Below are 24,143 nucleotides of genomic sequence, written 5' to 3'. Positions count from 1 at the left end.
GCGCGAGGGGCGACATGAACACCGGTCCGCCTGCGCCTGGTTGGGCTCCACACCTGACGCGCAGTCACTCCGCGCGCAGGGCCGTAGCGGTGCGTGTTCCGGCCAGTCGGACGGCTGGCAGCAGCGCGCCGAGAACGGCGATGAGCAGACCACCGAGGACGAGGACGCCCAGACCGGCCGGCTGATAGACGTTCATGACCGAGGCGGGAATCCCGATACCCGCACGGTCGCCCATGGCGGGCACGATGAGGTGGTGCAGGGCCAGACCGAGGGGCACTCCCAGGGCGCCGCCGGCCAGGCCCGTGAGTACGACCGACGTGACGATCGTGGTGACGGTCTGGCGCGGGGTCATGCCGAGAGCCTTCTGGATGCCCATCTCGAGCGCGCGTTCACGGGTGTCCAGAAGCACCCCGTTGAGGACGCCGAGCGCGGCAACGGTGACGAGGAGAGCGGTGAGCAACGCGGTCAGGAAGTCGAGGGCGACGGCCTGATCGCCGCCGTTCGGGGGGCGCGGAACATCGGCGGTCAGATGCAGTGGCTCCAGGGCGGTGTTGAGTGTGTGGAGGTAGCCGGTGCGGTCGGTGCCGGGACGCAGGGCGATGTAGTGGCCGGTCGGCTTCAGGTCGATGCCGGCCGCGGTGATGGTGGCGAGGTCGGTGAAGACCTCCATGCCCTGGTTGCGGGTGTCCAGGACGGTGCCGACGATGCGGACGGTGACATGTGCGCCTTGGCGGTAGAGGGTCACCGTGTCGTCGATGGCGGCGCCGGTGGCGGTCAGGAACGGAAGGGGGACCACCGCCTCCCCGGGCCTGTCCATCCAGCGGCCGGTGACGAGCGCGTAGCCGGCCCAGGAGGCGTCGCCGTCGAAGGCGATGACGTCGGTGGAGCCGCTGACGCCCGCGATGGTCGCCTGGCCGGTCGCTTGGCCGTAGTGTGCGCGCGTTCCCGGTTGCTCCTCGATCGCTGTGTCGAGCGCTGCGGGGTCCGCCTCGGCCAGGGCGTCGGCCGCCGCGCGGGCCTTCGCCTCGGCCGCCGGGTCGGGTCCCGGCGGGGCGTCGGCGGGCGGGGCATGCGGCTCGATGGTCACGTCCGCGACGTCGTGCGCGCGGGCCTTCGTCACTTCGCCGAGCGAGAAGCTCAGACCGACGGCGAAGGTGACGGCGGCTGTGCCGAACACCACGGCGGCCATCATCGCGGCCGTGCGGGCGGGCCGGGCGAAGGGACGTGCCAGGCCCAGGCCGACGGGCCGGGGCAGGGGGACACGTGCGGCCAGGCGCGCCGCCCACCGGCCGCGCGCCGAGACGGGCCCGTGTCCGAGAGACAGCGCGTCGACGGTGCGCAGACGCCCGGCCCGCCAGGAACCGGCCCACGCCGTCGCGGCGACCAGGACCAGCGTTCCCGCGACAACTGTGACGTCCACCCCGGGCGCGGCGCCGGACGGAGCCACGCCGTAGGCGCCGGCGGCCTCCGACAGGATCGGGATCATCAACAGATGACCGGCGACGACACCGAGCGCGGCGCCGATGGCCGTGGGGATCAGCGCTTGTCCCACGTAGGCCCGCATGACCTGGCCGGGGGTGAAACCGACCGCTTTGAGGATGCCGATGCGTCGTTGTCCTGTGCCGACCGCGGCGGTCACCACATGAGCGACGATCAGCACGGACATGACCAGGCCGAGCATCCCGAACGCGAGGAGGAACGGCACGAACAGGGCGATGTCGCGTTCGGCGTTCTGGCGCACGGTCAGCCAGGACTGTGATCCGCTCACCGCGCCTTCGGGGAGACGCCCCGTCACCGCGTCGCGCCCCGCGGACACGTGCGCGGCCGTGTCGGCGGTGGTCAGGCGGTACAGCATCTGGTAGCCGCCGGGCGAGGCCCGGGTTGTCAGCGCGGCCAGTTGGGCGGGTGCCACCCAGGCGTCGGCGGTACGGGTCGCGGAGCGTGCCACCCCGACGACGGTCAGGGACGGACCGCCGGGCAGAGCGTGGAAGGTGAGCCGCTGACCGGGTTCCGCGAAGAGCCCATCACCGGCGGAGAGCACGATCTCACCGGGACGTTCGGCCCAGCGCCCCGCGGTCATGGCAAGAGCGTCGACCTTCCCGCCGGGACGGCTACGGCCGACGATCGCCATCGGCGACAGATCCCGGCCCTCGTCCGTCCGCGGAACCGCGGAAACCGTACGGAACGGCCCCGACGCCGCGCTGACCCCGGCGGCACGGGCGGTGCGGGCGAGTTGCTCCCGCGCGACGGTGTCCGCCTCGAAGTGCACGGACAGATGAGCACCTCGTTGCCGGGCAAAAGCGTCGGCGAAGGGTGCCTTGGAAGCAGTCAGGAGGGACCCGCCGAGCAGGGCCGCCGCCACCGCCGCCATCGTGGCCAGCGCGATCACCGACGACTGCGCACGGCGGCGTCCCGCCCCCGACCGCACCACCCGTCCGAGCGCGCCGCCCGCACGGCCCTTCCGCTTCGGGCCCTCCTCGTGCGCGGACGCGGGGCGCATGCGCAGGGAACTCATCGCACCGGCTCCTTCGCCTGGTGTGCGGCGATCCTGCCGTCAGCGATCCGTACGGTCCGGGTCGCACACGCCTGTGCCAGCGCGAGGTCATGTGTCACCAGGACGACCGTCTGGCCGTCTTGGTTCAGTTCGGTGAACAGCCGGCCGACGTCCTCGCCGGAGGCGCTGTCCAGTGCTCCCGTCGGTTCGTCGGCCAGCAACAACGGCGGCCGGTTCATCAACGCGCGTGCCACCGCGACTCGTTGGCGTTCGCCGCCGGAGAGACGTCCGGGGTAGGCGCGAGCATGCCGGTCGATTCCGAGCCGCTCCAGGAGGCCGCTGGCGCGTCGCCGGGCCTCGGCACGCGTGAGCGTCCCCGCCAGCTGTGCCGGAAGCAGCACGTTGTCGGCGACGCTCAGGTCGTCCAGGAGATGGAAGAACTGGAAGACCATGCCGACCTTGGCCCGCCGGTAGCGCGCCGCGGCGGCTTCGCTCAGCCGGTCCACCCGTGTTCCGTCGACCGTGACCGTCCCGTCGTCCGGCCTGTCGAGCCCCGCGAGCAGGTTGAGCAGGGTGGACTTGCCGCTGCCCGACGGGCCGAGGAGCGCCACGCTCTCGCCCGCCGTCACCGTCAGCGAGGCGTTGTGCAGGGCCGGCGGTCCCTCGTCGTATCTGCGGCTCACACCGCGCACCTCGATCACGGACGTGGTCATGTACGTACTCCCCAAACTCGACGACGGACACCGGTCCGACCGCCCCGTGGTCGAGGGCACAGGGCCCCCGAGTCAGGGCCTCCCGGAACCGGCCCGCTGGACGCTAGGTGGATCGACGCCGCATCCGCCTCGTCCGCCGGAACCCCTTTCCGTACTGCCGTGGAGCCACCTCGCGCCGTCTCCTCCCTGAGAAGTAGTCGGCAGGAGTACCTCACATGGGCCCTGGGAGCGACGCGACGCGCGTCTGCCGTCCATCACAATGAGCCGCGTGTCCTACGTACCGTCAGCGAGCCGCTCGGACCGGCGGGCCCTGCTGTCCGCCCGGCTGAAGCGCCTGACAGGCGCGTCCTGCGTGACAGCGCGCCCGTCAGAGTTGCGGGCGCGCGCGACTTCGGCGCTGTGGCGCGCCACCGGTCCGCTGCCGCGCCCGGGCCGCCCCAGCCTCCTCTTCGATGTCGCCCTCGCGGCCGTCGTCGCGGCCACCATGACCTTCTACGCGGCGGACGCCCCGGGCGGCACCCATGTCGTCGGGGTCGTCGACGGTGTGGCCGTGGTGGTCGAGCCGACCGGCTCCCACCGCTGGGTGGGCTGGGTCGTCATCGCCCTCGTCACCTCGGCCGCCCTTGCGCTGCGCCGCCGCTACCCGCTGGCCGTGCTCTGGCTGGTGACGGCCGCCGCCGGGCTGTTCGCGCAGGACGCGCCGTCACGCCTGGTCATCTACCAAGGCATCATCGCCGCGTACAGCGCCGCCGCCTACAGCCCCTACCGAGCCGCAACCCTGACCAGCCTGCCGGTCGCCATCACGGTGTTCAGCACCACCGGGAACACCGAACTGCCCATCATCCCCGACAAATACGTGGCGCTGTGGGTCCTCATCCCCCTCGTCTTCGCCGCCGACGGCCTGCGCGGCTGGCGGCTGCGCGCCGACACCAGCCGCGAGCGGCTCGCCGCACTCGAACGTGAACGGGCCGCGGAACTGCGCCGGGCCGCCGAACGCGAACGTACCCGCATCGCCGCCGAACTCCACGACGTGGTCACGCACAACGTCAGCATGATGACCATTCAGGCCGGCGCCGCCCGCAAGGTCATGGATGCCTCGCCCGACCAGGCCCGCGAAGCGCTGCTCGCCGTCGAGGCCGGCGGCCGCGCGGCCATGACCGAACTCCGGCACGCCATGGGCCTGCTCACCATGAACACCGCGGGCTCAGAACCGGCGACCACCGCGGGGTCCGGACCGGCGACCACCGCGGGGTCCGGACCGGCGACCACCGCGGGCTCCGGACCGGCGACCACCCCGGACCTGGCACCGCAGCCCGGCCTGGACCGCATCCCCGACCTGGTCGGCGGCGTGCGCGACACCGGACTCGACGTCACCCTCACCGTCCACGGACCACCCGCCCCGACACCGTCCGGAATCGGCCTGGCCGCCTACCGGGTCGTCCAGGAAGCCCTCACCAACACCGTCAAACACGCCTCCGGCGCCACCGCGACCGTGACCGTCGACCACGCCCCCGAGGTCCTGCGCATCGAGGTCACCAACACCGCAGGCACCCCCAGCGCCTCGTCCGCGACCGGCCACGGCCACGGTCTCATCGGGCTGCGCGAACGACTTGCCGTCTACGGTGGCACCCTGCACAACGCCCCACGCCCCGAGGGCGGCTACCGCATCGAAGCCCTCATCCCCCTGACCCGTACGGAGAGCTCGTGACCGCCCCGCTCCGCGTCGTCGTCGCCGACGACCAAGCCCTCGTACGCACCGGCTTCCGCATGATCCTGACCGCCGACGGCATCGACGTCGTCGCCGAGGCCGCCGATGGCAACGAGGCCATCGAGGCCGTACGCCGCACCCGCCCTGACGTCGTTCTCATGGACATACGGATGCCCCACCTCGACGGTCTGGAGGCCACCCGCCGCATCCTCACCGGCGCCCCCGGCGAGCCCCGGGTGATCATCCTGACCACCTTCGACCTCGACCACCTCGTGTACGCGGCGCTGTCCGCAGGCGCCAGCGGTTTCCTCCTCAAGGACGTCACACCGGAACATCTCAGCGCGGCCGTCCGCCTGATCCGCACCGGCGACGCGCTCCTCGCCCCGGCCATCACCCGCCGCCTGGTCGAACGCCATGCCACCCGCGACGCGCGAACCACCACCGCCCACCGCGACCTGGCCACCCTGACCCCACGCGAACTCGACGTACTGCGCCTGCTCGCGCAAGGCCTCAGCAACGCCGAGCTCGCCGCCCGCCTCCACCTCGCCGAGACCACCGTCAAGACGCACGTCACCCGCGTCCTGGCCAAACTCCGACTCCGCGACCGCGTCCAGGCCGTCGTCACCGCCTACGAAACCGGCTTGGTCACGGCGGGGGATCGTGACATCGACCAGGAAACACCATCGGTGCCGGAGGCCTGAAGGCGCGCACGCCCTGCCCCGCCCTGCCCCGCCCTGCCCCGCCCTGCCCCGCCCCGCCCCGCCTCAAGAGGCCTCCGCCGGACCCGGTGAGTGCTGCTGCGTTCGCTGATGACGCATGCGGGCCCGCAGTGACGGGTAGCGCGAGTACTTGTCGGTGTCGCTGAGGTGCGCGGCTGCCGCGATCGCCGGATCGACCACCCCGGCCGGCCAGTTCTTCGGCACACCTCGAAGCTGCTCGCCGGCTTCGGCGAGCAGCATCCGACCGACTGCCGCGCGCCTGCCAAGTCGCAAGCCCAAACCTGCTACTCAGCAGGCGGACCGCGCACCGGCTGGACCAGGCCGGGCGCAACGCCGCCGACCGCACCCGCATTCGGGCCCGCGGCCTAGCGTCGTTGGTCACGTAACAATGTCGGTGACCAGCCGACAGGGTACGGGCAGGGGCCGTGCCACGGCCGTTCCTTCATGACGGTCCGGCCCGCAGGTCGTGTGCGGGTCCAGTTCCGTTCAGAAGTTGATCCAGTCGGCCCACCAGAAGGTGGCTTTGTAGGCACCACGGATGGCGTTGCGGCCTCGGTTGCCTGCCAGGAGGGCAATGCCCAGGGCGACGAGGAACCAGACGGCGAAGACGGCGGCGATGACAGCACCGATCTTGAGTGACCAGGCGACGCTGATGCCGGTGATGGCGACGGCGGTGAGGACGAAGCCGATATGTGCGACCCGTACGTCGACACGAAGCGCTTCGCGGCCGACGTCTCGCGTCGCCCTCATATCGGCGTCATAACGCTCCCTCGCCGCGCCGGAGTCGGCGTACGGCCCTTCTGGCCAGTCCTGTTGCATCCGCCGACTCCTATCTCCTCGCACGGATTATGTCTGGTGCTGCTGTGACTGAGCGGGGGCGGGTCTGTGCGCAACGAAGACGAGAGGGGGTGAATCGGAAGATTCGGTCTTGTTGCAGACCAGCTTCCGGCCACGAGATCCGCCCGCCCTGAGATTGCCGCGATGCTGCTCATGTTCTACTGCCTCGCATGCCGTTGCTGCTGCTGGATCTCGACAACACCCTGGTCGACCGCGACGCTGCCTTCCGAACCGCTGTCGCGGCATTCCTCGCCGAGCACGGCCTGCCCGATACCGACCTCACATGGGTGATGACGAAGGACGCCGGTGGCTATGCCGCCCGCGACGACGTTGCCACGGCCATGAGCGACCGATACCGGAGCAGGGTGCCCGCCGAAACCATTCAAACATTGCTCGACCACGGCGCGGCCGATCGCGTCGCGCTCACGAACTCCACTCGCACGGCACTGATGAGAGCCCGAACTGAGGGCTGGACCAGCGTCATCGTCACCAACGGCCGTACCAGTCAGCAAGAGGACAAGATCCGCCATGCCGGGCTCGACCAACTCGTCCATGGCTGGGTGATCTCCGAGGCAGTTGGCCACAAGAAGCCCGAGCCGGAGATCTTCCATGCTGCCGCGAACACCGTCGGAATGCCTCTCGCCGGTGCCTGCGTCATCGGCGATTCACCGCATGCTGACATCGCCGGCGCAGATGCCCTCGGGCTTCGAAGCGTGTGGGTGTCGAACGGGCAGCCATGGAAACGGAGTTCCTTCCGTCCCACCCATGCTGTGCAGAATGTCGCAAGCGCAATCAACTACGTCATCGGCACAGCGAGATGACGGCCACCGTTGCCTTGCCGCCCCGTTCGGTAAACGACAACTGGCAATGGGCTGCACGGCGCAGCGCCCAGTTATATCCCGGAACGCGGTGGCGTGCGGGGATGGCGATAAAGGGAGGCGATCGAGAGCCCCGGCGTGAGAAGGTGCGCATGAATCGCGGACGGGGGACACATGGGGCTCGACTACAGCTATGACATGTATCTGCGTCCGCGCAATATCGCCAGGGTGTTGACCAATCTGGCCGCGCTGGCGCCACCGGAACGCGACGTGTCGCCGCTTGAGGTCATCTTGCCTGGCGGAGAACGTATCGTCCTCCCGTTTACGTCCAGGTTCAAGAGTGATCCGGTCGATTGCTCGACAGGCAGCGAGTTCGAACTCGACACGGTCCTCGTGTTCGACGTGGATGACGTCCTGCGTGAGTTCTCGCGGACGGACGGCCCTGACCTTGAGACGGACGGTCGTCTACGGCTCGGGTACATCTACGTCGAGGTCCGGTTCCAGTCCTTCTTCGACCCGGTTTACGCGTCGGTGTATTGCTGGCCCGCGACGTCGAGGATGAGCCGCTTGTTCGCACGGTCGGCGAACGCCAGGAAGGCGTTCACCGACCTCGCCGCCGCCAGCGGCGCAGTGTGCTGCCTCTTCGACACCGGCGACGGTGCCCCCGAGTACGTGTGCTCGCTCAACGGGCAAACCGTCAACGAGGCAATCGGTGGACCCCGATTCCCGAGCAGGCAGGCACTTGTGGCGACGTGGGACGACTCGACGATGTGAGCCGACGGGCGCTCGAAATCCGCCACCGGGGCGACCGCGCGGGAACTGGCTCCACTTGATGACCTTGGTCCTTAGCCGCGCAGCCGCGAAGGTTTTCTTGGACCTCGTCTCGATTGCCTGCGATAGAAAGTCGAGCGGGTTCGTGGAGCTGGGCGCTTCTGCTAGTCCCTCCCTCGGTCAGATTGTGTCGGCAGCGCTGTGTGGACGATCATGCGTCGATGGACATGGGCTATTGGGCGGTGCTCGCGGACTCGGAGCGGGAGCAGTGGAACTACGTTCCCCGCCAGACGGTGGGGCCGCTGAGATTCGGAGACGATCGACATGAGGCGGTAGCGATCATGGCGGGGCATGGCTTCGCTGCCGAGGAGCGTGAGATTGAGCGGTGGAATCCGCAGCGGGCCCAGTGGCGCGTCGAGTTTCGCAGGGTTGAGTCGGACAAGCATCGCTCTGCTGTGAAGTGCTATTTCGTTGAAGGCGTGGGCTTGACCTGCGTGCTCGTCGATGGGCTGCGCGGTCCCCAGGTCATCTGCGAGGGGATCCGCCTGATCGGCCGTGTGCCGTCGGAGCTGGACGCGGAGATGGAGGCGCGCGCTGATGAACGTGGCCTAAGCATCTCGTTTTGCCTCACGGGCGACCTGTGCTGGCCGGACTTCGAGTTCGATCGGGGCGGACAGCGCGCTGGCGATACGGTCCTGAGCTGGGCATCGTTCGTCAACACGGGAGAGATCGCGGGTACTTCCTGGGACATCACTCCCGCCGAGGTCTGGCACCACTGGTAGATCGCTCCTGGCGCTGAACCCTGAGAGGGTGCGCCTCATCGGATGAGTCGGCGGTAGCAGATGAGGGCGCCGGACGGCTCGAAGCCGCGGCGGGCGATGCGTGGCACGATCTGTCGACGGCGCAGCCAGCCGCGCAGGTGGTCGAAGTCGTAGCCCTTGTCGGCGTGGAGTTTGGCCGGGCGGCGGCGCCGGGGCCCGTAGCGGGAGCGGATCGGCGGGATGCCGCGCATCAGCGGTATCAGAGCCTGGCTGTCGTGGAGGTTGGCGCCGGAGACGCCCACCGAGATCGGCAGCCCGTCGCGGTCGCAGATGACGTGGATTCTCGACCCGAGTTTGCCGCGGTCCGTCGGATTCGGTCCAGACAGGCCCCCCTTTGACAGCCCAGACACTGGCCGAGTCGATCGCGCAGCGCGACCAGTCCGGCTCGCCACTCCCGCCGAGCCGGTCCAGCATCACGCGGTGCAGCGTGGCAGCTGGTGTCGTCTTCGCCGGGGGCACCGATGTTCAGGTCGAGGTGTCCGTCGCCGTCGATGTCGCCGGTGGCGGCGCCGAAGCGCTCGTCGGCCTCGAACGCGTCGGGGACGCCGGGCTGGCCCGAGCCCTTGGGGAGGGATGTAGTGCGTCAGTGTGCGGCCAGAGTGCCCTGTTCGCGGGTGGCGACGGAACCCTTGCACTCGGCGGTGGCGTCGGCGGCGCCTGGCTGCGCGGCGTCGAAGATGGCGGTGAAGCGGGCGGCGTACGCGTCGTGCGCCGCGTCGTCATCGATCTTCAGCAGCGCTTCGTCGTTCTGACGGAGAGCCGGGTTGCTGTAGTTGTGGCTTCCGGTCCACACCAGCTTGTCCGGCTTGTTCAGGTAGGCACCGTCGATCAGCAGGAACTTGGAGTGGATGAGACGGCGGCTGTTCGTCGGGTCGCTGTCGTCCTCGTGGTTCTCGCAGCGGATGGCGGGGCCGCCGCTGTAGTGAACCGTCTTCCAGGCGGTGGTACCCATCGAGGAGTAGACGATGGACACGCCGCAGCCCTGGTCGCGCAGCTCGGCGAGTTCGGCGGCGACAGCGGTGCGGGTGAACAGGAACATGCCGAGGCGGATCTGGGTGGTGCGCTGGACGCCGTCGGCGTCGGTGTACTTGCAGCCGCTGATGTTGTCGAGGATACCGACCACGGTGTCGGTGCTCGCCGTGGTGCCGGCCCGGGGGAAGAAGTACGGCTTGTACGGGCCGGAGGTCGGCTGGGTGGAGTAGGCCCAGGAGTCCCAGTCCATGCCGGCGAGTTCGGCGAAGTACGCGCTGTAGGTGGCGTGCAGGCCCGGATCGGCGGCGATGTAGGCGTCGTTGTACATCTTGGTCCAGCTGCCGGTGCTGAAGTTCGATGAGGACTGCACCACCACGTCCTGGAGGTCGCCGGTGTCGGAGAAGAGCCAGAACTTGTTGTGGTTGATGGAGTCGCCGAGGGCGGGCTCGCCGAGGCAGGACTTGTTCTCCGGGCACATGCCGACGAAGGAGGGCTGCTTGCGGTCGGTGCCCAGGGCCGCGGCGAGAATGCTGTACGTGGTCGACTCGGGCCTGCTGCTGACGCTGCCCTGGTCGAGTACGACCTGCACGTCGACCTGGCGTTCGGTGTGCGCGGCGGCGAGGGCGCGCGCCACTTCGGCGTCCCAGAACTGGTAGACGGTGACCTTGATGTCCGCACCCGGCGCGGTGGCCGCGATCAGGTCGAGGATCCGCAGCCGGATCGCCTGCTGTTCCGCGACGGTCCCGTCGGGCTGGTTGAAGACCCAGCCGGTCGAGGCGGTGGCCGCCCGTGCCGCGGGGGCGGTGCCGCCGAGCAGGACGGATAAAGCGAGCAGCAGCGCTGTCGCGGCGAGCATCACGGGGCGGACAAATCGGTGTGGGGCGCCGGACATGCGGGCTCCTCGGTGGGGATGGGTGGGGAGGCAGACAAGAGCCAGGGGCTCCCGGAGGTGTTCCGGGAGCCCCTGGACGGTCGGTCGGCGGCCGGGATGCGGTGGCCGTCGACCGGGTGGGATCAGCGTGCGGCGGTGCCGAAGGCGGTGCCGGTGGCGGGCAGGCCGCCGGTGCCGGGCTGGTAGGTGGTCACCGTTCCGTCGGTGCCGCCGGGGATGACGTTGCCGATCGGCAGGGCGTGCAGGGCGCCGTAGGAGCTGGGCCCGTAGGGCAGGCCCGCGTACAGGCGGGTGCCGGTGAAGTGGATGCTCTCGCCCAGGCGCTGGCCGGCCTTGGGGGTGCCGGGGATGCCGTCGCCGTCGCCGGCCTCGATCCACAGGTCGTTGTCACCGGCCGCGCCGATCAGGCCGAAGACGTGGATGGCGCCGGACTCGGTCTCGGTGCCGATGGCCTCGCCCGGGGTGCCGACGGCGACGAGCAGGGTGGCGGCGGTGGCGGCCTGGCGCGGGGCGGTGTTGATCGCGGTCAGGCTCTCGCCCATCCGGTCCCCGGCCTCGGAGGTGCCGCTGACGGTGTCGTCGGCCTCGCCCTGACGCAGTTCGCGCAGGTAGCTCCAGGACTTGTCGGCGTTGATCCGCACCAGGACGACGCGGCCCGCCTGGTCGCGGTCCTTGCCGCCCGCGGTGGTGGTCTCGCCCGGCGAACCGATCGCGAGGATCGAGGTGTTGGCCGCGGCGGTGGCGGAGGCGCGGTACGAGGTCATGGCCAGGGCGGCGCCGAACTCGTCGCCCTTCTCGGCGGCGCCGACGATGGCGCTGTTGTCCTGGTCCATCCCGCCGATGCTGGTGGGCCGGCCGTCGGCGTCCAGGGTGTGGCTGAACAGGGCGACGGTGCCGGAGTCGGTGGCGGCATCGACGGCCTCGCCGGGGGCGCCGATGGCGAAGTAGTTCTCGTCGCCGGTGACGGCGGCGCCGAACTTGTCGCCGGCCTCGACGGTCCCGGGCACGCCGGTGGGCAGGTCCTGGTGGAGGGTGCGGCTGGTGTCGTCGTAGACGTAGAAGGCCATGCCGCCTTCCTTCTCGGTGCCGACGGACTCGCCGGGTACGCCGATCAGGATCCAGGGCCGTCCGGCAGCGGTAGTGCCGGCGGCCAGGGACTGGCCCATGTGGTCACCGGCCTCGGAGGCGGAGGAGAGGATGGCGCCGGTGCCCGCGCCCTGCTCCAGGTGCTTGGCCTTGACCGTGCCGGTGCCCAGGCCGCCCGAGGCGCCGAAGAGGATGTCGACCATGCCGGCGTCGGTGGCGCCGTCGAGGTCCTCGCCGGGGGTGGAGACGACTAGGTCGGTGTAGCCGTCCTGGTCGTAGTCGACGGTGTCGATCGCGGTGCCGAAGCCGTCGCCCGCCTCGGCGCCGCCGGCCACCCAGTCCAGGTCCTGGTCGATCTGGGCGGTGCCCTTGCCGCCGCCGTACACGATGCGTACGAGGCCGGCCCCGGCGTCGCCGCCGACGTTCGCCTTGGCGTCGGCGATCGCGATGTCCTCGATGCCGTCGCCGTTGAAGTCGGTGATGTCGGTGGCGCCGACCGTGGTGTCGATCCAGGACTTCAGATCGTCCACGCGCACGCCGATGGCGTCGGTACGGGTCTCGGACGCGTCGGTGCCGAAGCAGCCGCCCTGCCAGGAGCGGGAGTTGATGCCGACCAGCTCGAGAGTGCTGCCGTTGGCGGCGAGCTGCGGACCGCCGGTGTCACCCGCGCACAGCGTGGCCCCGTCCTTACCGGCCAGCGGCAGATCGCTGCTGCTGGTGGCGCCGACGGTGAAGGCACCGGTGTGCAGCTTCAGCGGCGACCACTCGGTCTTGGTGCGCCCGTAGCCGGCCGCGGTCACGGTGGTACCGGCGGCCGGGGCCTGGGTGGCGAGGGCGGCGGGGGTGACGGTGGTGACCGGCTTGTCCAGGCGGGCCAGCGTCACATCGCGGTCGGTGCGCGGCGCTATCTGGGTCACCGTGCGGACCTGCCCGGCGGTCGTGCCCAGGTCGGTGCGGCCGATGGTGGCCTTGGTCGTCTTGGCGGGGGCACCGGCGGCGGGCTTGCCGTCGGCCGAGAAGCAGGTGGCGGAGGTGAGCAGCCACTGCGTGTCGACCAGGACGCCGGAGCAGGTGCGCTCGTTGTCGCCGATGTCGATGCGGGCGGTGAACACGGCGGTCTGGGCTGCGGCTTCTGAGCCGACGAGAGCCTGGGCGGGCAGGGCGGTGAACATACCGGCCGCGACGGTGGTGGCGACCAGGCTGCTCAGCAGCGCTGCCCGGGTGGTTGTTCTGGGCACGGAAATACCGGATCCGATCAAGTTTGTCAGAGGAGCAACATGCGCGGTGATGGCCCGACACTGGGTCCGAGCACACGGCGAAATGCGCTGGGTGCGAGGAGAAGTGTTGTGGCGCCGGTGGGGCCGCTCAGGGCGTTGCGCAGCCGTGGGGTACTTCGAGGCGCCGACATCTTCATGGTGGGTTCGAGACCTACTTCGTGGTCCGCAGCTCGAGGAGCATGAAGTCGCGTTCCTCCGGGTCGGCGGTCTCGCCGACGTTGGTCCAGAGGTTCTTCTTGATGTCGTAGGTGGTTGTCTCGTCGTCCACGGTCATGGTGGCTTCGGTCGTGTAGTCGTTCCCGCGGATGCCGTAGACAGCGGGGATCTCCATCGTCAGAAACCCGGAAGCGCCGGTGACGCGGAAGCAGTACAGCTTGTTGTCGTCGCGGGAGCGCACCTCCAGCTGCCCGGAGCCGGTGACGCAGTCGGCGAGCACGATGTGACCGTCGCCCCGCTTGAGGGTGATGCCCTTCTCGGCCTTGATGGCGTCGGCGCCCGGATAGTCGAAGGTCTCGACGAGGTAGCCCGGCGCCTCGTCGGCAATGGGAACAGCAGTTGCGGAAGTGTCGGACCGGGTGTCGGCCAGCACCATGGCGGTCGCGGCGACAGCGGCCGCGACCGCGGTCCCAACCAGGCGTTTGAGCTTCATTGTTGTGATGTCCTCATGGGTCAACTGTGGTGGAGTTGTGGGGGTCTCCGTCTTATCATCGAACTGGATCTTCGTTGCCCACGGAGATGGACCGGCCCCACTGTTGAGGTGCGGGTTCTTGTGGGTGTCCAGGTGTCAACGGGCGATTGGCCAGCGCATGAAGCGCGAAAGCCCTGCAGGCATACCGGGGAAAATTGGGCATACCATGAAGGTGCCGCGCAGTCTCAAGTGGCTTGGGGGGAGCGGCCTCCCGCGTATATGCGTTGTGTAACGATTCGAGTGCGGCGGAAGGTTGTGCTGCATTCTCGTGAGGCGCGTCACAATGGGCGGGTCGCGAGGTCGGCATGCCCGGAGTCGCCCGTAGGTCTGCGCACGCAGATTCGCGGATGCCGCGGATTGGTCCCTTCTGTCGTTTCAGGGTTCGGTGGACTTTCTGTCGCGGTCCTGAAGGCTGGGCGTAAGGGATCTTAGGTTCGGAAAGTGTCATCTTTCCGGAGTGAGCGGCTTTGTGCGTGCCCCCCATTGCCCCAATATGCCCCGCAATTGCGGTACTTGCGCCGAGGTGTTCTCAATGGCCACCTGTAAGTCGCGGGCCTACAATGATCATTTCAGTCGGGCAAATCAGGTGATGTGGCGCATTTTTATGGCGTTATGCCCAACATGTGAAGCTTCAGTGTTGGTGCATCCCTGTGCCCTGTACATCGATGAAGAAAGGCGCATTGTGTCGAGATCTCGAAGACCAGGGGGACGGGTTCCTCTGGCCGGTTTGTTGCGTACTGCAGCCACCTGTCTGGTGGCTCTCTCCGTGACGGTCGGTTCCGCGAGTCTGGCAACCGCCGACGACGCTGCTGGGGCACAGACATCCGCCAGTGCGGCGCGCGCCCAAGTTCTCCATTTGTGGCGCGTGGGCGGCAAGGCGACGAAGGAGGCCGCCGCGCAGGCGCTGTTGGGCAGCGATGCCGCTGTGACGCAGTTCCTGGAGTCCGGGCAGCAGGGGGTCGTCGAGGAGGACAACCGCATTGCCGTGCTGCGCATGCTGAACACCGCTGGACCTGGTGTGCAGCAGGCCTCGCAGTCGGCGCTCGACGGCACGGCCGCGGAGCTGCAGACGTTCCTCACCGAGGGATGGGCCGTTCCGTACGGTGACGACCAGCGGGTCGAGGTGCTGCGGATCATGGGCGCCGGCGGGCGCGGGGTGCAGGCCGCCGCACAGGCCGCTCTGGACGACGGCTCGGAGGAGGCGCTGGCCGGTTTCCTCAACGAGGGCCAGTACACAGCCCGGCAGGACGACGAGAGCGTCGAGACCCTGAAGATAATGGGCGTGGGCGGCCCGCAGGTCCAGGCTGCTGCCCAGGCGGCGCTGGACGGCACTGCCGATGACGTTCACGACTTCCTCGAGTCGGGGCAGTACGTTGCCCGCGACCGTGATGAAGAGACCATGACGATCACGGAGCTGGCGGCGCTTGCCACCAGCGCCGGCAAGCGTGCGAAGTCCGAGACGGACAAGGCCAAGGCGACCTCGGCGCGTGCGGTGAAGGCGTCGCAGTTGGCGAAGGAAGCGGCCGAGAAGGCTGCGGCCGAGACGGCTGCGGCCAAGGAGTCGGCCGAAAAGGCGTCGAAGGCCGCCGGGCGGGCGGCGGATGCCGCGGATGCCGCCGCCAGCGCGGCCAGCACCGCTATCCGGGCGGCTGGAGAGGCGATGTCGGCTGCGCGCACTGCGGCCAACGCCGCGTCCGCGGCGGCATCCGCGGCGGCTGCCGCGGGCCAGGCCGCAGCCCGCGCCTACGACCAGGCCACCGCGGCGTCGAAGGACGCCTTGCAGGCCTCGGCCGCCCGTACGGCAGCAGAGACGGCCAGCAAGGCCGCCAAAAGCGCCCGCACCGCGGTCGCTGCGGTGACCAACGCTCTGGACGCGCTCGTCGAAGCGGTGAATTCCGCACTCGCCGCGGCCAGCGCCGGACAGCACGCGGCAGCGGCCGCCAGCGCGGCGTCGGAGGCCGGCGCGTACGCGAATGTCGCCGACAGCCAGGCACGCCGTGCGGCCGATGCGGCGGCTCGGGCCCGTCGAGCTGCCTCTACCGCGACCAGTGCGGCGAACGCTGCGCAGTCATTCGCCAACAAGGCGGCGGCCTCGGCCCGTACGGCACGCGATGCGGCCAATGACGCGGCCACCCATGCCGAGAACGCGGCCAAGGCGGCGAACGAGGCCGCACTGCATGCGGGCGAGGCACGCGACTACGCCAACCAGTCCAGCAAGCACGCCACCGCAGCCCTTGCCGCGGCGAAGGTCGCGAACACCGCGGTCGCCGAGGCCAAGGTCGTGGAGCAGACCGCACGGGATTCCGAAGCGGCCAAGCTCAAGGCCGATCTGGACAACGCGCTGCTGCTCGCGGAGGAGGGCAAGAAGGCCTACGAGAAGGATCAGCAGGCGCAGGTCGACGCGCAGACCGAAGAAGGCCGGCGCGACGCAGAGACCCGCCAGCTGCTCGATGAGGCGGGCGCTGACGGTGTCTCGGACGACGTCGCCGTCGCCAAGGGGCGACAGGCCGCGATCCGGCTGCTGGACGATGGCGGCACGTGGACCCAGCAGGCCGCCGAAGCGGCGCTGACCGGCAGCGCCGAGGACACGCTCGCCTGGGTGCGCGGCGGCTACCAGGCAGCGACCGCCCAGGACGACCGGGCTGCCGTCACGCACCTGAGGGACACTGGGACCGAGGAACTGCAGGCCGCTGCGCAGACCGCGCTTGAGGGCACCGATGCCCAGATCGCTGAGTTCCTGAAGACGGGTCAGCACACGGTTCAGGCCGACGACTACCGGGTGGAGATCCTCAAGCTCTCCGGTCAGGGCGGGGCCGCGATGAAGAAGGCTGCGACGGCGGCCATCGACGCCGGAACCACCGAGGCGCTGCGCAAGTTCATCGAGGTGGACCAGTACACGGCCCGCGAAGAGGACGAGCGCGTCGCAACCCTGAAGATCCTCTCCGACGGCGGTGCCCAGACCCAGGCCGCCGCGCAAGTCGCACTGGCCGGCCCGCCCAGCATGCTGCACCAGTTCGTCGAGACCGTGCAGTACAAGACGGCCCGCCAGGACTACGAGCAGGCCGCACACGTGGCAGGCGTGCAGAAGCTGCTCGCCCAGGGAGCCCGTGCCGCTGCTCAGGCCAGTCAGAACGCGGCTCTGGCCGCGGCTGCCGCGGCGACCGCCAACAATGCCGCGGACAAGGCCGAGGGGTACGCGGCCGACGCCAAGAAGTCGGCCGACGACGCGGCCGGTTACGCCACCGAGGCGGAGGGCTACGCCGATCAGGCCGAGTCCTCCGCAGTCCGCGCGCAGAACTCCGCCAACCAGGCCAGGGACGCGGCGGCCACCGCGGAGCAGGCTGCGGATGACGCCGCCTCATCGGCGCACTCGGCGGCGGCATCGGCCACGCGCGCGCATGCCTCGGCCGACTATGCCTACCAGCAGGCAGACGCCGCTGCGGCCTCGGCGCTGGCGGCAGGCAAGGATGCTGCAGCCGCGGCGAAGGCCTTCGGCGAGGCGCTCGTGGCAGCCATCAAAAAGATCGAGGAAGAGCAGCGCGAGAACGAGAAGCCGCCTGCTGAGGAGGGGGATGGTCAGATGGACTATCCCGACTCCGACAATGAGGAGCTGGTGGGCGAAGGCGGGCTGTCCGCCTCGGACAAGGCGCAATTCGCCCTGGACATCGCAGGCATCTTCGACCCGACGCCGATCAGTGACGGCGCATCAGGTCTGATGAGCCTGTTCAAGGGCGACTGGGCCGGTGCGGGACTGGCGGCAGCGGCGTTCATCCCGTACGCGGGTGACGCCCTGGCCAAGCCGGTCAAGTTCGCCAAGTACCTGGACAACTTCGGGCACCTTGCCAAGTACGTTGACGACATCGACTTCGTCAAGGGTGCGATGAAGAGTGTCAAGCACCTGTCGCCCAGTCAGTGGGAGCACGCGCTCACCCTGATGAACAAGATGTCGGGCGACGCCTCGAAGGCGTACACCAAGGGTGCTTGGAGCAACCTGGCCAAGTCGAAGAGGCTGCCTACGGACGGCCCGGTCCCGTTCGTGCCGCCCAAGAAATGGGATCCCAAGCGGCCCCAGGAGAGGGGAGGCGGCTACAAGGACCGGTATGGGAACATCTGGACACGCGCGAAGGACGGAAAGGACGAGTGGGACGTCCAGATCCCCAAGGGGAAGAACTTCGAGATCTTCGCCGGCAGTAAGAATCAGGGCAAGGACTATTCGCACGCCAACATTTCGAACGATGGGCACGTAACGCACTGATGGACTTCATTCGACTCATCGCGGACGACGAGGTCGTCTTCCAGATCAGCATGAACCGAGAAGACGTGCACGCTGCCGACGAGGCGCTGCAAACATGGCTCCCGCTGGTATCCCGCCTGCGGCCCATAGGAGTGGAGTTCGCGGAAGCGGACCCGAGCGGTCTGCGCCACGGTTTCATGGGCACGCTGATGGTGGCGCGCCGGCTGCCTGGAAAGGCCTCGGCGCCGCAGGAGTTCGAGCAGTTGCTGCGCGAGGTGCTCGCCGAGCTGGAAGCCCCGGAACTCCGCGTGCGGTTCAACGAGGGTGAAGGTCTGGAGGCGAGGGCTGAAGCGCCCCATGGCCCTCAGCCTGGTTATGGGCCCCACGGCGTCTATGTGCTCTTCGCCGCCCTGGGATATGACCCGCTGAACCCAGAAGGCGGCGTCATGGATTACGACGACGACGAGGATCTGTAGGCGAGGCGGCCCCAGGAGTTCGTACTCCTGGGGCCGCCTGTGCGTTCGGTTGAGGTGTGCTCGGCCGCGATGAGGGACCAGTCGCTAACCCACCTTCAGTTCCATCTCGCAGTCGAGAGACTGTGTGAACTCACGATCTCCTTGGCGGTACTGGAACCGGCAGTGCTCAACATTTTTCCGGGGCGGTGAGGTGATGCGGATTTTGGCCTGGAAGAATATGTCGCTCTGTTTCTTGGGTGCGACTTTGACCGGGGATTTTGCGTAGTCCTTCAGGTGGGCGAAGTCCGGCGTGTCCGACTCGCCGTCCAGAGCCAGCAGAGGCAGCCCGTCGGTGTCGTTGATGTTGTAGGCCGCGTAGCCGAGTACCTTGAGGCCCTTCGGCGGGTCGATGATGCTTGCTCCCGTGATCGCAATGCTTTTGCCGCTCACATTGTTCGGCACGGGGAGGGCGAAGTACCATGTCTGGCCCACCTTTGCGTGGACGTTTCCGACGGTTCCGCTCGACTGTGCCCCCTCAGAGTCCAACGCGTTTCCGTCGGACGGAGACTGAGACGGGGACGCCGAGCAGCCGGCGAAGACGAGGGCGCACGCCAGCGTGGCCGTCACTCTAGTAAGAGTAGAAGACGCCCGGCTTCCCCGAAGGACTGTCATTCTTTCCCCAGATGTAGTGCTTGGAGTTCTTCCGGTCGCCCGCGGTGATGCGCTGCTTGTGATCGCGGTCGTAACCCGTCGACCCGCCCAGGGAGACCCCGTACGCGCTGACGGCGCCCGACCACTTGATGCTGCGGTTCCTGCTGAGTTGGAAGTACGAGCCTCGCGCGACGTAGGCGCGGTGACTCTTCTTGGAGTCCAGGTAGGCGACGCCGTCCTTGTTCCGGACGTCCTTGCCGTACTTACCGGTGGCGCCACCCGAGGGGATGGTGTACTTACCGGGCTTGATGACGTAGCGGATGAACGTGTTGCCGCCGCCGCACTTCCACGTCTCCTTGTACTTCGTGTACTTGATCGGCACCTTCCACTGCTTCGCGTAGTACGGGCCCTTGTTGGTGTAGCCGGTGGTGACGCTCATCGAGGAGCCGAGGCTGGCGCTTCCGGTGATCGTCCAGTTGCTGCCCGTCTTCGCGGCGACGTCGACGGTCGACGACAGTTTGCTGTCGTAGTCCACCGATGCCTTGGCGTCCCAGTAGGCGTGCCCTTCGCCCACCGTTGTGTAGTAGATCTTCTTGTCGATGACCTTGGTCTTCGTACGGTCGCACCCGCCGTCCATCGGGCGCACCACCAGGTTCTTGGTGTCCTGCCCGTTGACGATGTAGGGATTGAAACCGGTCGGCAGGTCGCCCGTGGCGTTCTGCCACTTGGGGAGCGGGCTGTCGCCGAGTGTGTCGGTGGTGCCCGCTTCCTGCTTCTCGGCCCAGCTCGCGGCGTAGCTCGCGGACATCTTGACGCTGGTCGTCGTGTCCTGTGCCTGGCTCAGGCTGGACACCTCGCCGCTGTCAGGGGTGGTGCCCAGCGGCAGGACCTCGGCGGGCGTGGCGCTCTCGTCATCGGCGACGGCCAGGCTCAGCGCCGACGCGGTGGCAGTGGCCGGGGCCGCGGTGAGGTGGGTGATTCCTCCCATCGGAACGCCGGTCGAGGTCGTGCCCGTGACGGTCGCCATCGCGTTGACGATGCCGCCGTTCTCGGCCGCTGCCTGCTGGACGTCGGCCGGGAGCGACTTGGGCAGGGTCAGCGACCAACTGCCGTCGGCTGCCGTCACAGCGGTGCCGAGGGCGGGAAGCTCCACCTCCGTGCCGTCCTCGGGTACGGCGTCGATCGCCTCGACCTTGACGGTCAGTCCGGCGGCCGGTGCTCCGCTTCCGAGGACGAACTTGCCTTTGAGTACTTCCGGAGCGGCGGGAGCGGCCGGCTCGCCCGGTTCCTCGGACACGGCGGCAGGGGCGTCGGGGTCGTCCGCCGCGGCGCCCAGTGTGGGCTTCGACTCTCCCGCGTCCGTGAGGCAGGTGGCGGTGTCCGCGAGGACTTCGCCGGAAAGTCCCTGGCCGTAGTCGGTGTTGGTGGCGGTGAGGCTCGTCGATCCCGCGTAGGCCCGCACCGTGCCGTCGCTGGTGGCGGTCCGCACAGTTCCCGGGCCGGCGCTCCAGCCCTGCGTCTGGGTGGCGTCGGTGGTGCCGACGACGGTGCCCTGGGCGGGGAAGCCGGGGCGCGGACTGGCCGTGTAGGGCCAGGCCCGGATGACTCCGTCCGTCAGGGTGTATGTCGTCGAGCCGACTGCCCATACGTCGTCGGCGTTGGTGAAAGCGACCACCGCGGGGTCGCCGATGCTCAGGACGTCGGGGTCCAGAGTGACGTCGCCCGCACCGGTGAGCGGTGCGCTCTGGTGCCATATTTCGAGCTTGCCGCCGCCGTGGATGGAGAAGATGAGTTCCCCGTTGGACCACACGCGGTTGTGTCGTGCCGTCCAGTTGGACGTGTAGGTCTTGACCGGTGTGAGGAGGCTGCCCCCGCTGCCGCTTCGGTCCTGGAAGGACTTCAGCACCCCGGCCGCCGTGATTTCGTAGATGACGCCGTGGCCTCCTGTGAAGTAATAGCTGCCGCTATTCAGGGTGGCCGATTTTCCGGAATCGATGAGGGTCGATTCGGATGCGTTCGACGGGTTCCAGTCGACGAATTTCTGAAGCTTTTTCCCGTCGGGATTGATGAGGTAGGTCGAGACCTCTGTCGCGCACGCTTCTGCCGCGGCAGCCGTGGCGCCCCCGGTGAATTCAGGTGCCGTGATCGAGCCCACGGCCAAGGCTACGACGAATGCCCCGCTCATGAGGAGTCTGGTCCGACTCCGTGAAATGCTGGATGACACTCAGGTTCCCCCTAGTATCGAAGACCGAGGTCGTGCGGTCTTCCGTGAGATGGATGAAATCACGGGGTGCCCCCTCTTCAAAGGTCCTTCACAGATTCGGTGATCGTTTCAGGGCCTGTGAGGTGGTATGTCCGGCCCGCTTTCTCGATTCCTGAGATTCGCTTGAGCTTTTTCTGAGCAAGGTGATGGAGGTGAAGGCGGGAACCCGGGCGCTGTCGAAGAAGCTCGTCGCCGCTGAATGCGGCGGAAAGCGACGATGACAGAGACCTGGCCGGCCGCAGGCGTCACGACCTCGGCGGCCGCAGCGCTGAGGAGTACCGCCCGCCTCCGGCGTGCTCCCGGAACGGCTGCGTGGCCGCTGCCTGTTCGCGTACTTCCGGTCCTGTGCCCGAACGCAGCCGCGAAGTGGCCGGACTACGCTGGCCGAGTGATTGAGGACGGCTCCAGCGACAGAGGCAGTGTGACGACGGTGCGACGGATCGGAGCGACGATCCGTAGGCCGAGAGGCGCGTGGACACCAGCCGTCCATGCCCTTCTGAGGCACCTTCAGTCGGTGGGATTCAGCGGGGCTCCGCGCCTGTTGGGGACCGACGGTACCGACGAGGTGCTGTCGCTGCTCTATGGAGAGCCCGCGTTCGCGCCCTGGCCGGAGGCGTTGCGCGCCGCCGACGGAGTGGGTGAACTGGGCCGCTGGTTGCGCGGGTATCACGAGGCTGTCCGGACCTTCCGGCCACCGGCCGATGCCCACTGGCAGGGCCAGGAAGAGGAGTGGCGGCCAGGCATGGTGATCCGGCACGGAGACCTCGGTCCATGGAACTCGATCTGGGACGGTGGCCGACTCGTCGGCTTCATCGACTGGGACTTCGCGGCGCCCGGTCATGCCATCGACGACCTGGCCCAACTCGCCTGGTACGTCGTCCCGCTGCGGCCCGTGGAGCAGCAGCGACGAGCGTCGGTCACTGGCCTCAGCACGCTGCGGGCTCGCCTTGATGCGCTCTGCACCGCTTACGGGGAACGGCCCGAAGCCGTGATCGAGGCGCTGGACGCCCTTCAGTCCCGTGAGGCCGCGCGCATCGAACGCCTCGGCGGGCAAGGCATCGAGCCATGGGCCGGCTTTCTCGCCCGTGGTGACGCGGCCGAGATGCTGGCCGAGCAGTGCTGGATCCGTTCGGAGGGTGGCGCGCTCATGGGCACTGGGCGCGAGTGACAGCATCTTCCGGCCCGTGCACACGCGGGGGACCGCCGCTGCGACGCCAGCGCCGCGGCGACCCGCCGATCCCACGGACCACTGCTCCGGCTATCAGCCCGGGCGCCTGACCGGGAACCGGGCACGCGGAAAGCCGCCCCGGGACTCCCGTAGCCCTGGGGCTCGCGGCCGGGAATGCACCTAGGCGAACCGCCGGCCCGGACCTACCGTGCGCCTATGGATGCGCCGCGTACGCGCCAGGACGGCGTCACGACGAGCGCACACCGCGCGTTCAGGGGTGTTCTTGGAGGCCGGAATGGCGCAGAGCAGCATCGAGCAGAAGTTCACCACTCTGTTCGCTTGGTTCGATCGCGACGGTGACGGCTATCTGACCCGTGACGACTTCCAGGCGATCGGTGAGGTGTTCGCCGCGGTGGCGCCGGAAGAGGGCGCGAAGGGCGCGCTGCGGGAGGCGTTCGCCCTGTGGTGGGATGTCCTGGGCGAGGCCGGAGCGCCCGACGCGCAGGGCCGCATCGGGCCCGCGCGGTTCATCACCACCATGCGGTCCCACGTCGCCGCCGACGCGAAGACCGTCGAACGCCTGGTGATGCCCATCATCGACGCCCTCATGCGGGCCCTGGACACCGACGGGAGCGCCACTCTCACCGCTGACGAGTACGTCCGTATGTACGACGCGCTCGGCATCGATCAGGCCACCTCCGGTGCGGCCTTCCAGCGCCTCGACCGCGACGGCAGCGGCACCATCACCCACGACGAGTTCCGTATCGCCATCGAGGAGTTCTACCTCAGCACCGATACGGAGGCGCCCGGCAACTGGTTGCTCGGGCCGCCGCTGACGTAAGGGTGAGCCCTGGGACCACGGCCCCGAAAAACCCCGGACGCTCCGGGGCAGGGCTTGCGGCCCGGGACGAAAGGCATGCCGCTTTGAGGTCTTCCATCCCCATCTGATGAAGCTTGGAGTGTTGTCACGAGTCTGTGATGTTTCTTACGGTATGTGGTGATGTGCGGTTCCTAACTTCGTGAGTACGCGGTCTTCACGACGCGTTCGACTCATCCCGATCGAACTCATGGAAAGGGGCCGGCGCATGCAGACCTCTCGTTTTGTTCGCACGTCTGTGGCATCCGCCGTTCTCGGCCTCGGCGCGGTGACCGCCGTCGCCGCTACTGCCGAAGCCGCTCCACAGCCCGTCGCTTCCGCCGCCTCCCAGTACGGCTCCGGGGCGGGCGCCACCCAGACCGTCGGCGTGGTGCACCCCGGCAGTCGGCACAGCGAGCAGGACGTGCCGCAGCACTCCATCAAGCACCAGACCAAGCACCACACCAACCAGAGCGGCAAGACCCGCGACGTGCGACTCGCGGACGGCGACATCGCGCACGTCACCAAGCTGCCCCACGGCACCTACCAGGCGTGGATCACCCGGAAGGGAGTGCGGATCGCCGCCCTGGACGCCGGCCACAGCACGGCCCACACCCACGGTCACTTCTACGTACTCAACGCCCACACCGGGGCCGTACACCTGCGCTGACCCCTCATCCCGCCTCGGCCCCGCACTCCACCGCGTGGAGTGCGGGGCCG

General features: G+C 68.8%; 19 protein-coding genes and 2 pseudogenes. 10 read left to right on the top strand and 11 right to left on the bottom strand.

Annotated features, from left to right (window positions below):
- Positions 1 to 64: 64 nt before the first annotated feature.
- Both C1N81_RS07175 and C1N81_RS07170 read right to left on the bottom strand, forming a co-directional pair.
- Positions 65 to 2,515, bottom strand: coding sequence for an ABC transporter permease (locus C1N81_RS07175; protein WP_394427854.1), 2,451 nt, complete (start codon positions 2,513 to 2,515; stop codon positions 65 to 67).
- A complete protein-coding gene (locus C1N81_RS07170; protein ID WP_394427852.1) occupies positions 2,512 to 3,207 on the bottom strand; it encodes an ABC transporter ATP-binding protein in 696 nt (231 codons plus the stop codon). The genes C1N81_RS07175 and C1N81_RS07170 overlap by 4 nt, the downstream gene beginning before the upstream one ends.
- Before the next feature lie 268 nt (positions 3,208 to 3,475).
- Here C1N81_RS07170 and C1N81_RS07165 point away from each other — a divergent pair, with 268 nt between their 5' ends.
- Positions 3,476 to 4,915, top strand: coding sequence for a sensor histidine kinase (locus tag C1N81_RS07165; protein WP_394427850.1), 1,440 nt, complete (start codon positions 3,476 to 3,478; stop codon positions 4,913 to 4,915).
- Complete coding sequence (locus tag C1N81_RS07160) at positions 4,912 to 5,616, top strand: response regulator (RefSeq protein ID WP_394427848.1); 705 nt, start codon at positions 4,912 to 4,914, stop codon at positions 5,614 to 5,616. The genes C1N81_RS07165 and C1N81_RS07160 overlap by 4 nt, the downstream gene beginning before the upstream one ends.
- A gap of 63 nt (positions 5,617 to 5,679) precedes the next feature.
- Here C1N81_RS07160 and C1N81_RS07155 read toward each other — a convergent pair whose 3' ends face one another.
- Entirely contained in the window at positions 5,680 to 5,874 is a 195-nt protein-coding gene (locus C1N81_RS07155) for a hypothetical protein (RefSeq protein ID WP_394427846.1), read from the bottom strand.
- A gap of 246 nt (positions 5,875 to 6,120) precedes the next feature.
- A complete protein-coding gene (locus C1N81_RS07150) occupies positions 6,121 to 6,384 on the bottom strand; it encodes a hypothetical protein (protein ID WP_394427845.1) in 264 nt (87 codons plus the stop codon).
- 257 nt (positions 6,385 to 6,641) lie between these two features.
- Here C1N81_RS07150 and C1N81_RS07145 point away from each other — a divergent pair, with 257 nt between their 5' ends.
- From C1N81_RS07145 to C1N81_RS07135, 3 genes are all read left to right on the top strand, one after another.
- Positions 6,642 to 7,292, top strand: a complete 651-nt coding sequence (locus C1N81_RS07145; protein WP_394427843.1) for an HAD family hydrolase — start codon at positions 6,642 to 6,644, stop codon at positions 7,290 to 7,292.
- Positions 7,293 to 7,463: 171 nt separating this feature from the next.
- Positions 7,464 to 8,063, top strand: a complete 600-nt coding sequence (locus tag C1N81_RS07140; protein ID WP_394427841.1) for a hypothetical protein — start codon at positions 7,464 to 7,466, stop codon at positions 8,061 to 8,063.
- A gap of 200 nt (positions 8,064 to 8,263) precedes the next feature.
- Positions 8,264 to 8,842 carry a hypothetical protein gene (locus C1N81_RS07135; protein ID WP_394427840.1) on the top strand — a complete coding sequence of 193 codons (579 nt, stop codon included), beginning with the start codon at positions 8,264 to 8,266 and terminating at the stop codon, positions 8,840 to 8,842.
- A 41-nt stretch (positions 8,843 to 8,883) separates the two neighbouring features.
- Here C1N81_RS07135 and C1N81_RS07130 read toward each other — a convergent pair.
- The 5 genes and pseudogenes from C1N81_RS07130 to C1N81_RS07110 form a co-directional block, all read right to left on the bottom strand.
- A pseudogene (locus C1N81_RS07130) lies at positions 8,884 to 9,313 on the bottom strand (transposase); the annotation flags it as partial.
- A gap of 10 nt (positions 9,314 to 9,323) precedes the next feature.
- A pseudogene (locus C1N81_RS07125) lies at positions 9,324 to 9,383 on the bottom strand (hypothetical protein); the annotation flags it as partial.
- 81 nt (positions 9,384 to 9,464) lie between these two features.
- Positions 9,465 to 10,745, bottom strand: a complete 1,281-nt coding sequence (locus C1N81_RS07120) for a phospholipase D-like domain-containing protein (RefSeq protein WP_394427838.1) — start codon at positions 10,743 to 10,745, stop codon at positions 9,465 to 9,467.
- Positions 10,746 to 10,867: 122 nt separating this feature from the next.
- Positions 10,868 to 13,003 (bottom strand): trypsin-like serine protease, encoded by a 2,136-nt coding sequence (locus tag C1N81_RS07115; RefSeq protein WP_394437780.1) that lies wholly within the window; start codon positions 13,001 to 13,003, stop codon positions 10,868 to 10,870.
- Positions 13,004 to 13,259: 256 nt separating this feature from the next.
- The gene (locus C1N81_RS07110) at positions 13,260 to 13,757 is read right to left on the bottom strand and encodes a hypothetical protein (RefSeq protein WP_394427836.1); all 498 of its coding nucleotides are present in this window, start codon (positions 13,755 to 13,757) and stop codon (positions 13,260 to 13,262) included.
- Positions 13,758 to 14,562: 805 nt separating this feature from the next.
- Between C1N81_RS07110 and C1N81_RS07105 the strand changes: the two genes are divergently transcribed.
- Complete coding sequence (locus C1N81_RS07105; RefSeq protein WP_394427835.1) at positions 14,563 to 18,051, top strand: polymorphic toxin type 17 domain-containing protein; 3,489 nt, start codon at positions 14,563 to 14,565, stop codon at positions 18,049 to 18,051.
- The gene (locus C1N81_RS07100) at positions 18,051 to 18,506 is read left to right on the top strand and encodes a hypothetical protein (protein ID WP_394427833.1); all 456 of its coding nucleotides are present in this window, start codon (positions 18,051 to 18,053) and stop codon (positions 18,504 to 18,506) included. The genes C1N81_RS07105 and C1N81_RS07100 overlap by 1 nt, the downstream gene beginning before the upstream one ends.
- An 84-nt stretch (positions 18,507 to 18,590) precedes the next feature.
- Here C1N81_RS07100 and C1N81_RS07095 read toward each other — a convergent pair whose 3' ends face one another.
- Both C1N81_RS07095 and C1N81_RS07090 read right to left on the bottom strand, forming a co-directional pair.
- Positions 18,591 to 19,112, bottom strand: coding sequence for a hypothetical protein (locus C1N81_RS07095; protein WP_394427831.1), 522 nt, complete (start codon positions 19,110 to 19,112; stop codon positions 18,591 to 18,593).
- A 1-nt stretch (position 19,113) separates the two neighbouring features.
- Entirely contained in the window at positions 19,114 to 21,321 is a 2,208-nt protein-coding gene (locus C1N81_RS07090) for a hypothetical protein (protein ID WP_394427830.1), read from the bottom strand.
- Between the two features lie 592 nt (positions 21,322 to 21,913).
- Here C1N81_RS07090 and C1N81_RS07085 point away from each other — a divergent pair.
- From C1N81_RS07085 to C1N81_RS07075, 3 genes are all read left to right on the top strand, one after another.
- Positions 21,914 to 22,567, top strand: coding sequence for a phosphotransferase (locus tag C1N81_RS07085; protein ID WP_394427829.1), 654 nt, complete (start codon positions 21,914 to 21,916; stop codon positions 22,565 to 22,567).
- A gap of 295 nt (positions 22,568 to 22,862) precedes the next feature.
- Positions 22,863 to 23,408 carry an EF-hand domain-containing protein gene (locus tag C1N81_RS07080; RefSeq protein ID WP_394427827.1) on the top strand — a complete coding sequence of 182 codons (546 nt, stop codon included), beginning with the start codon at positions 22,863 to 22,865 and terminating at the stop codon, positions 23,406 to 23,408.
- Between the two features lie 274 nt (positions 23,409 to 23,682).
- Positions 23,683 to 24,093, top strand: coding sequence for a hypothetical protein (locus tag C1N81_RS07075; protein ID WP_394427825.1), 411 nt, complete (start codon positions 23,683 to 23,685; stop codon positions 24,091 to 24,093).
- Positions 24,094 to 24,143 lie beyond the last annotated feature (50 nt).

The sequence above is a fragment of the Streptomyces sp. SGAir0957 genome, from assembly GCF_043523415.1.
Note: the sequence above shows the minus strand (reverse complement) of the source record. Positions and strands in the feature narration are given on the sequence as shown.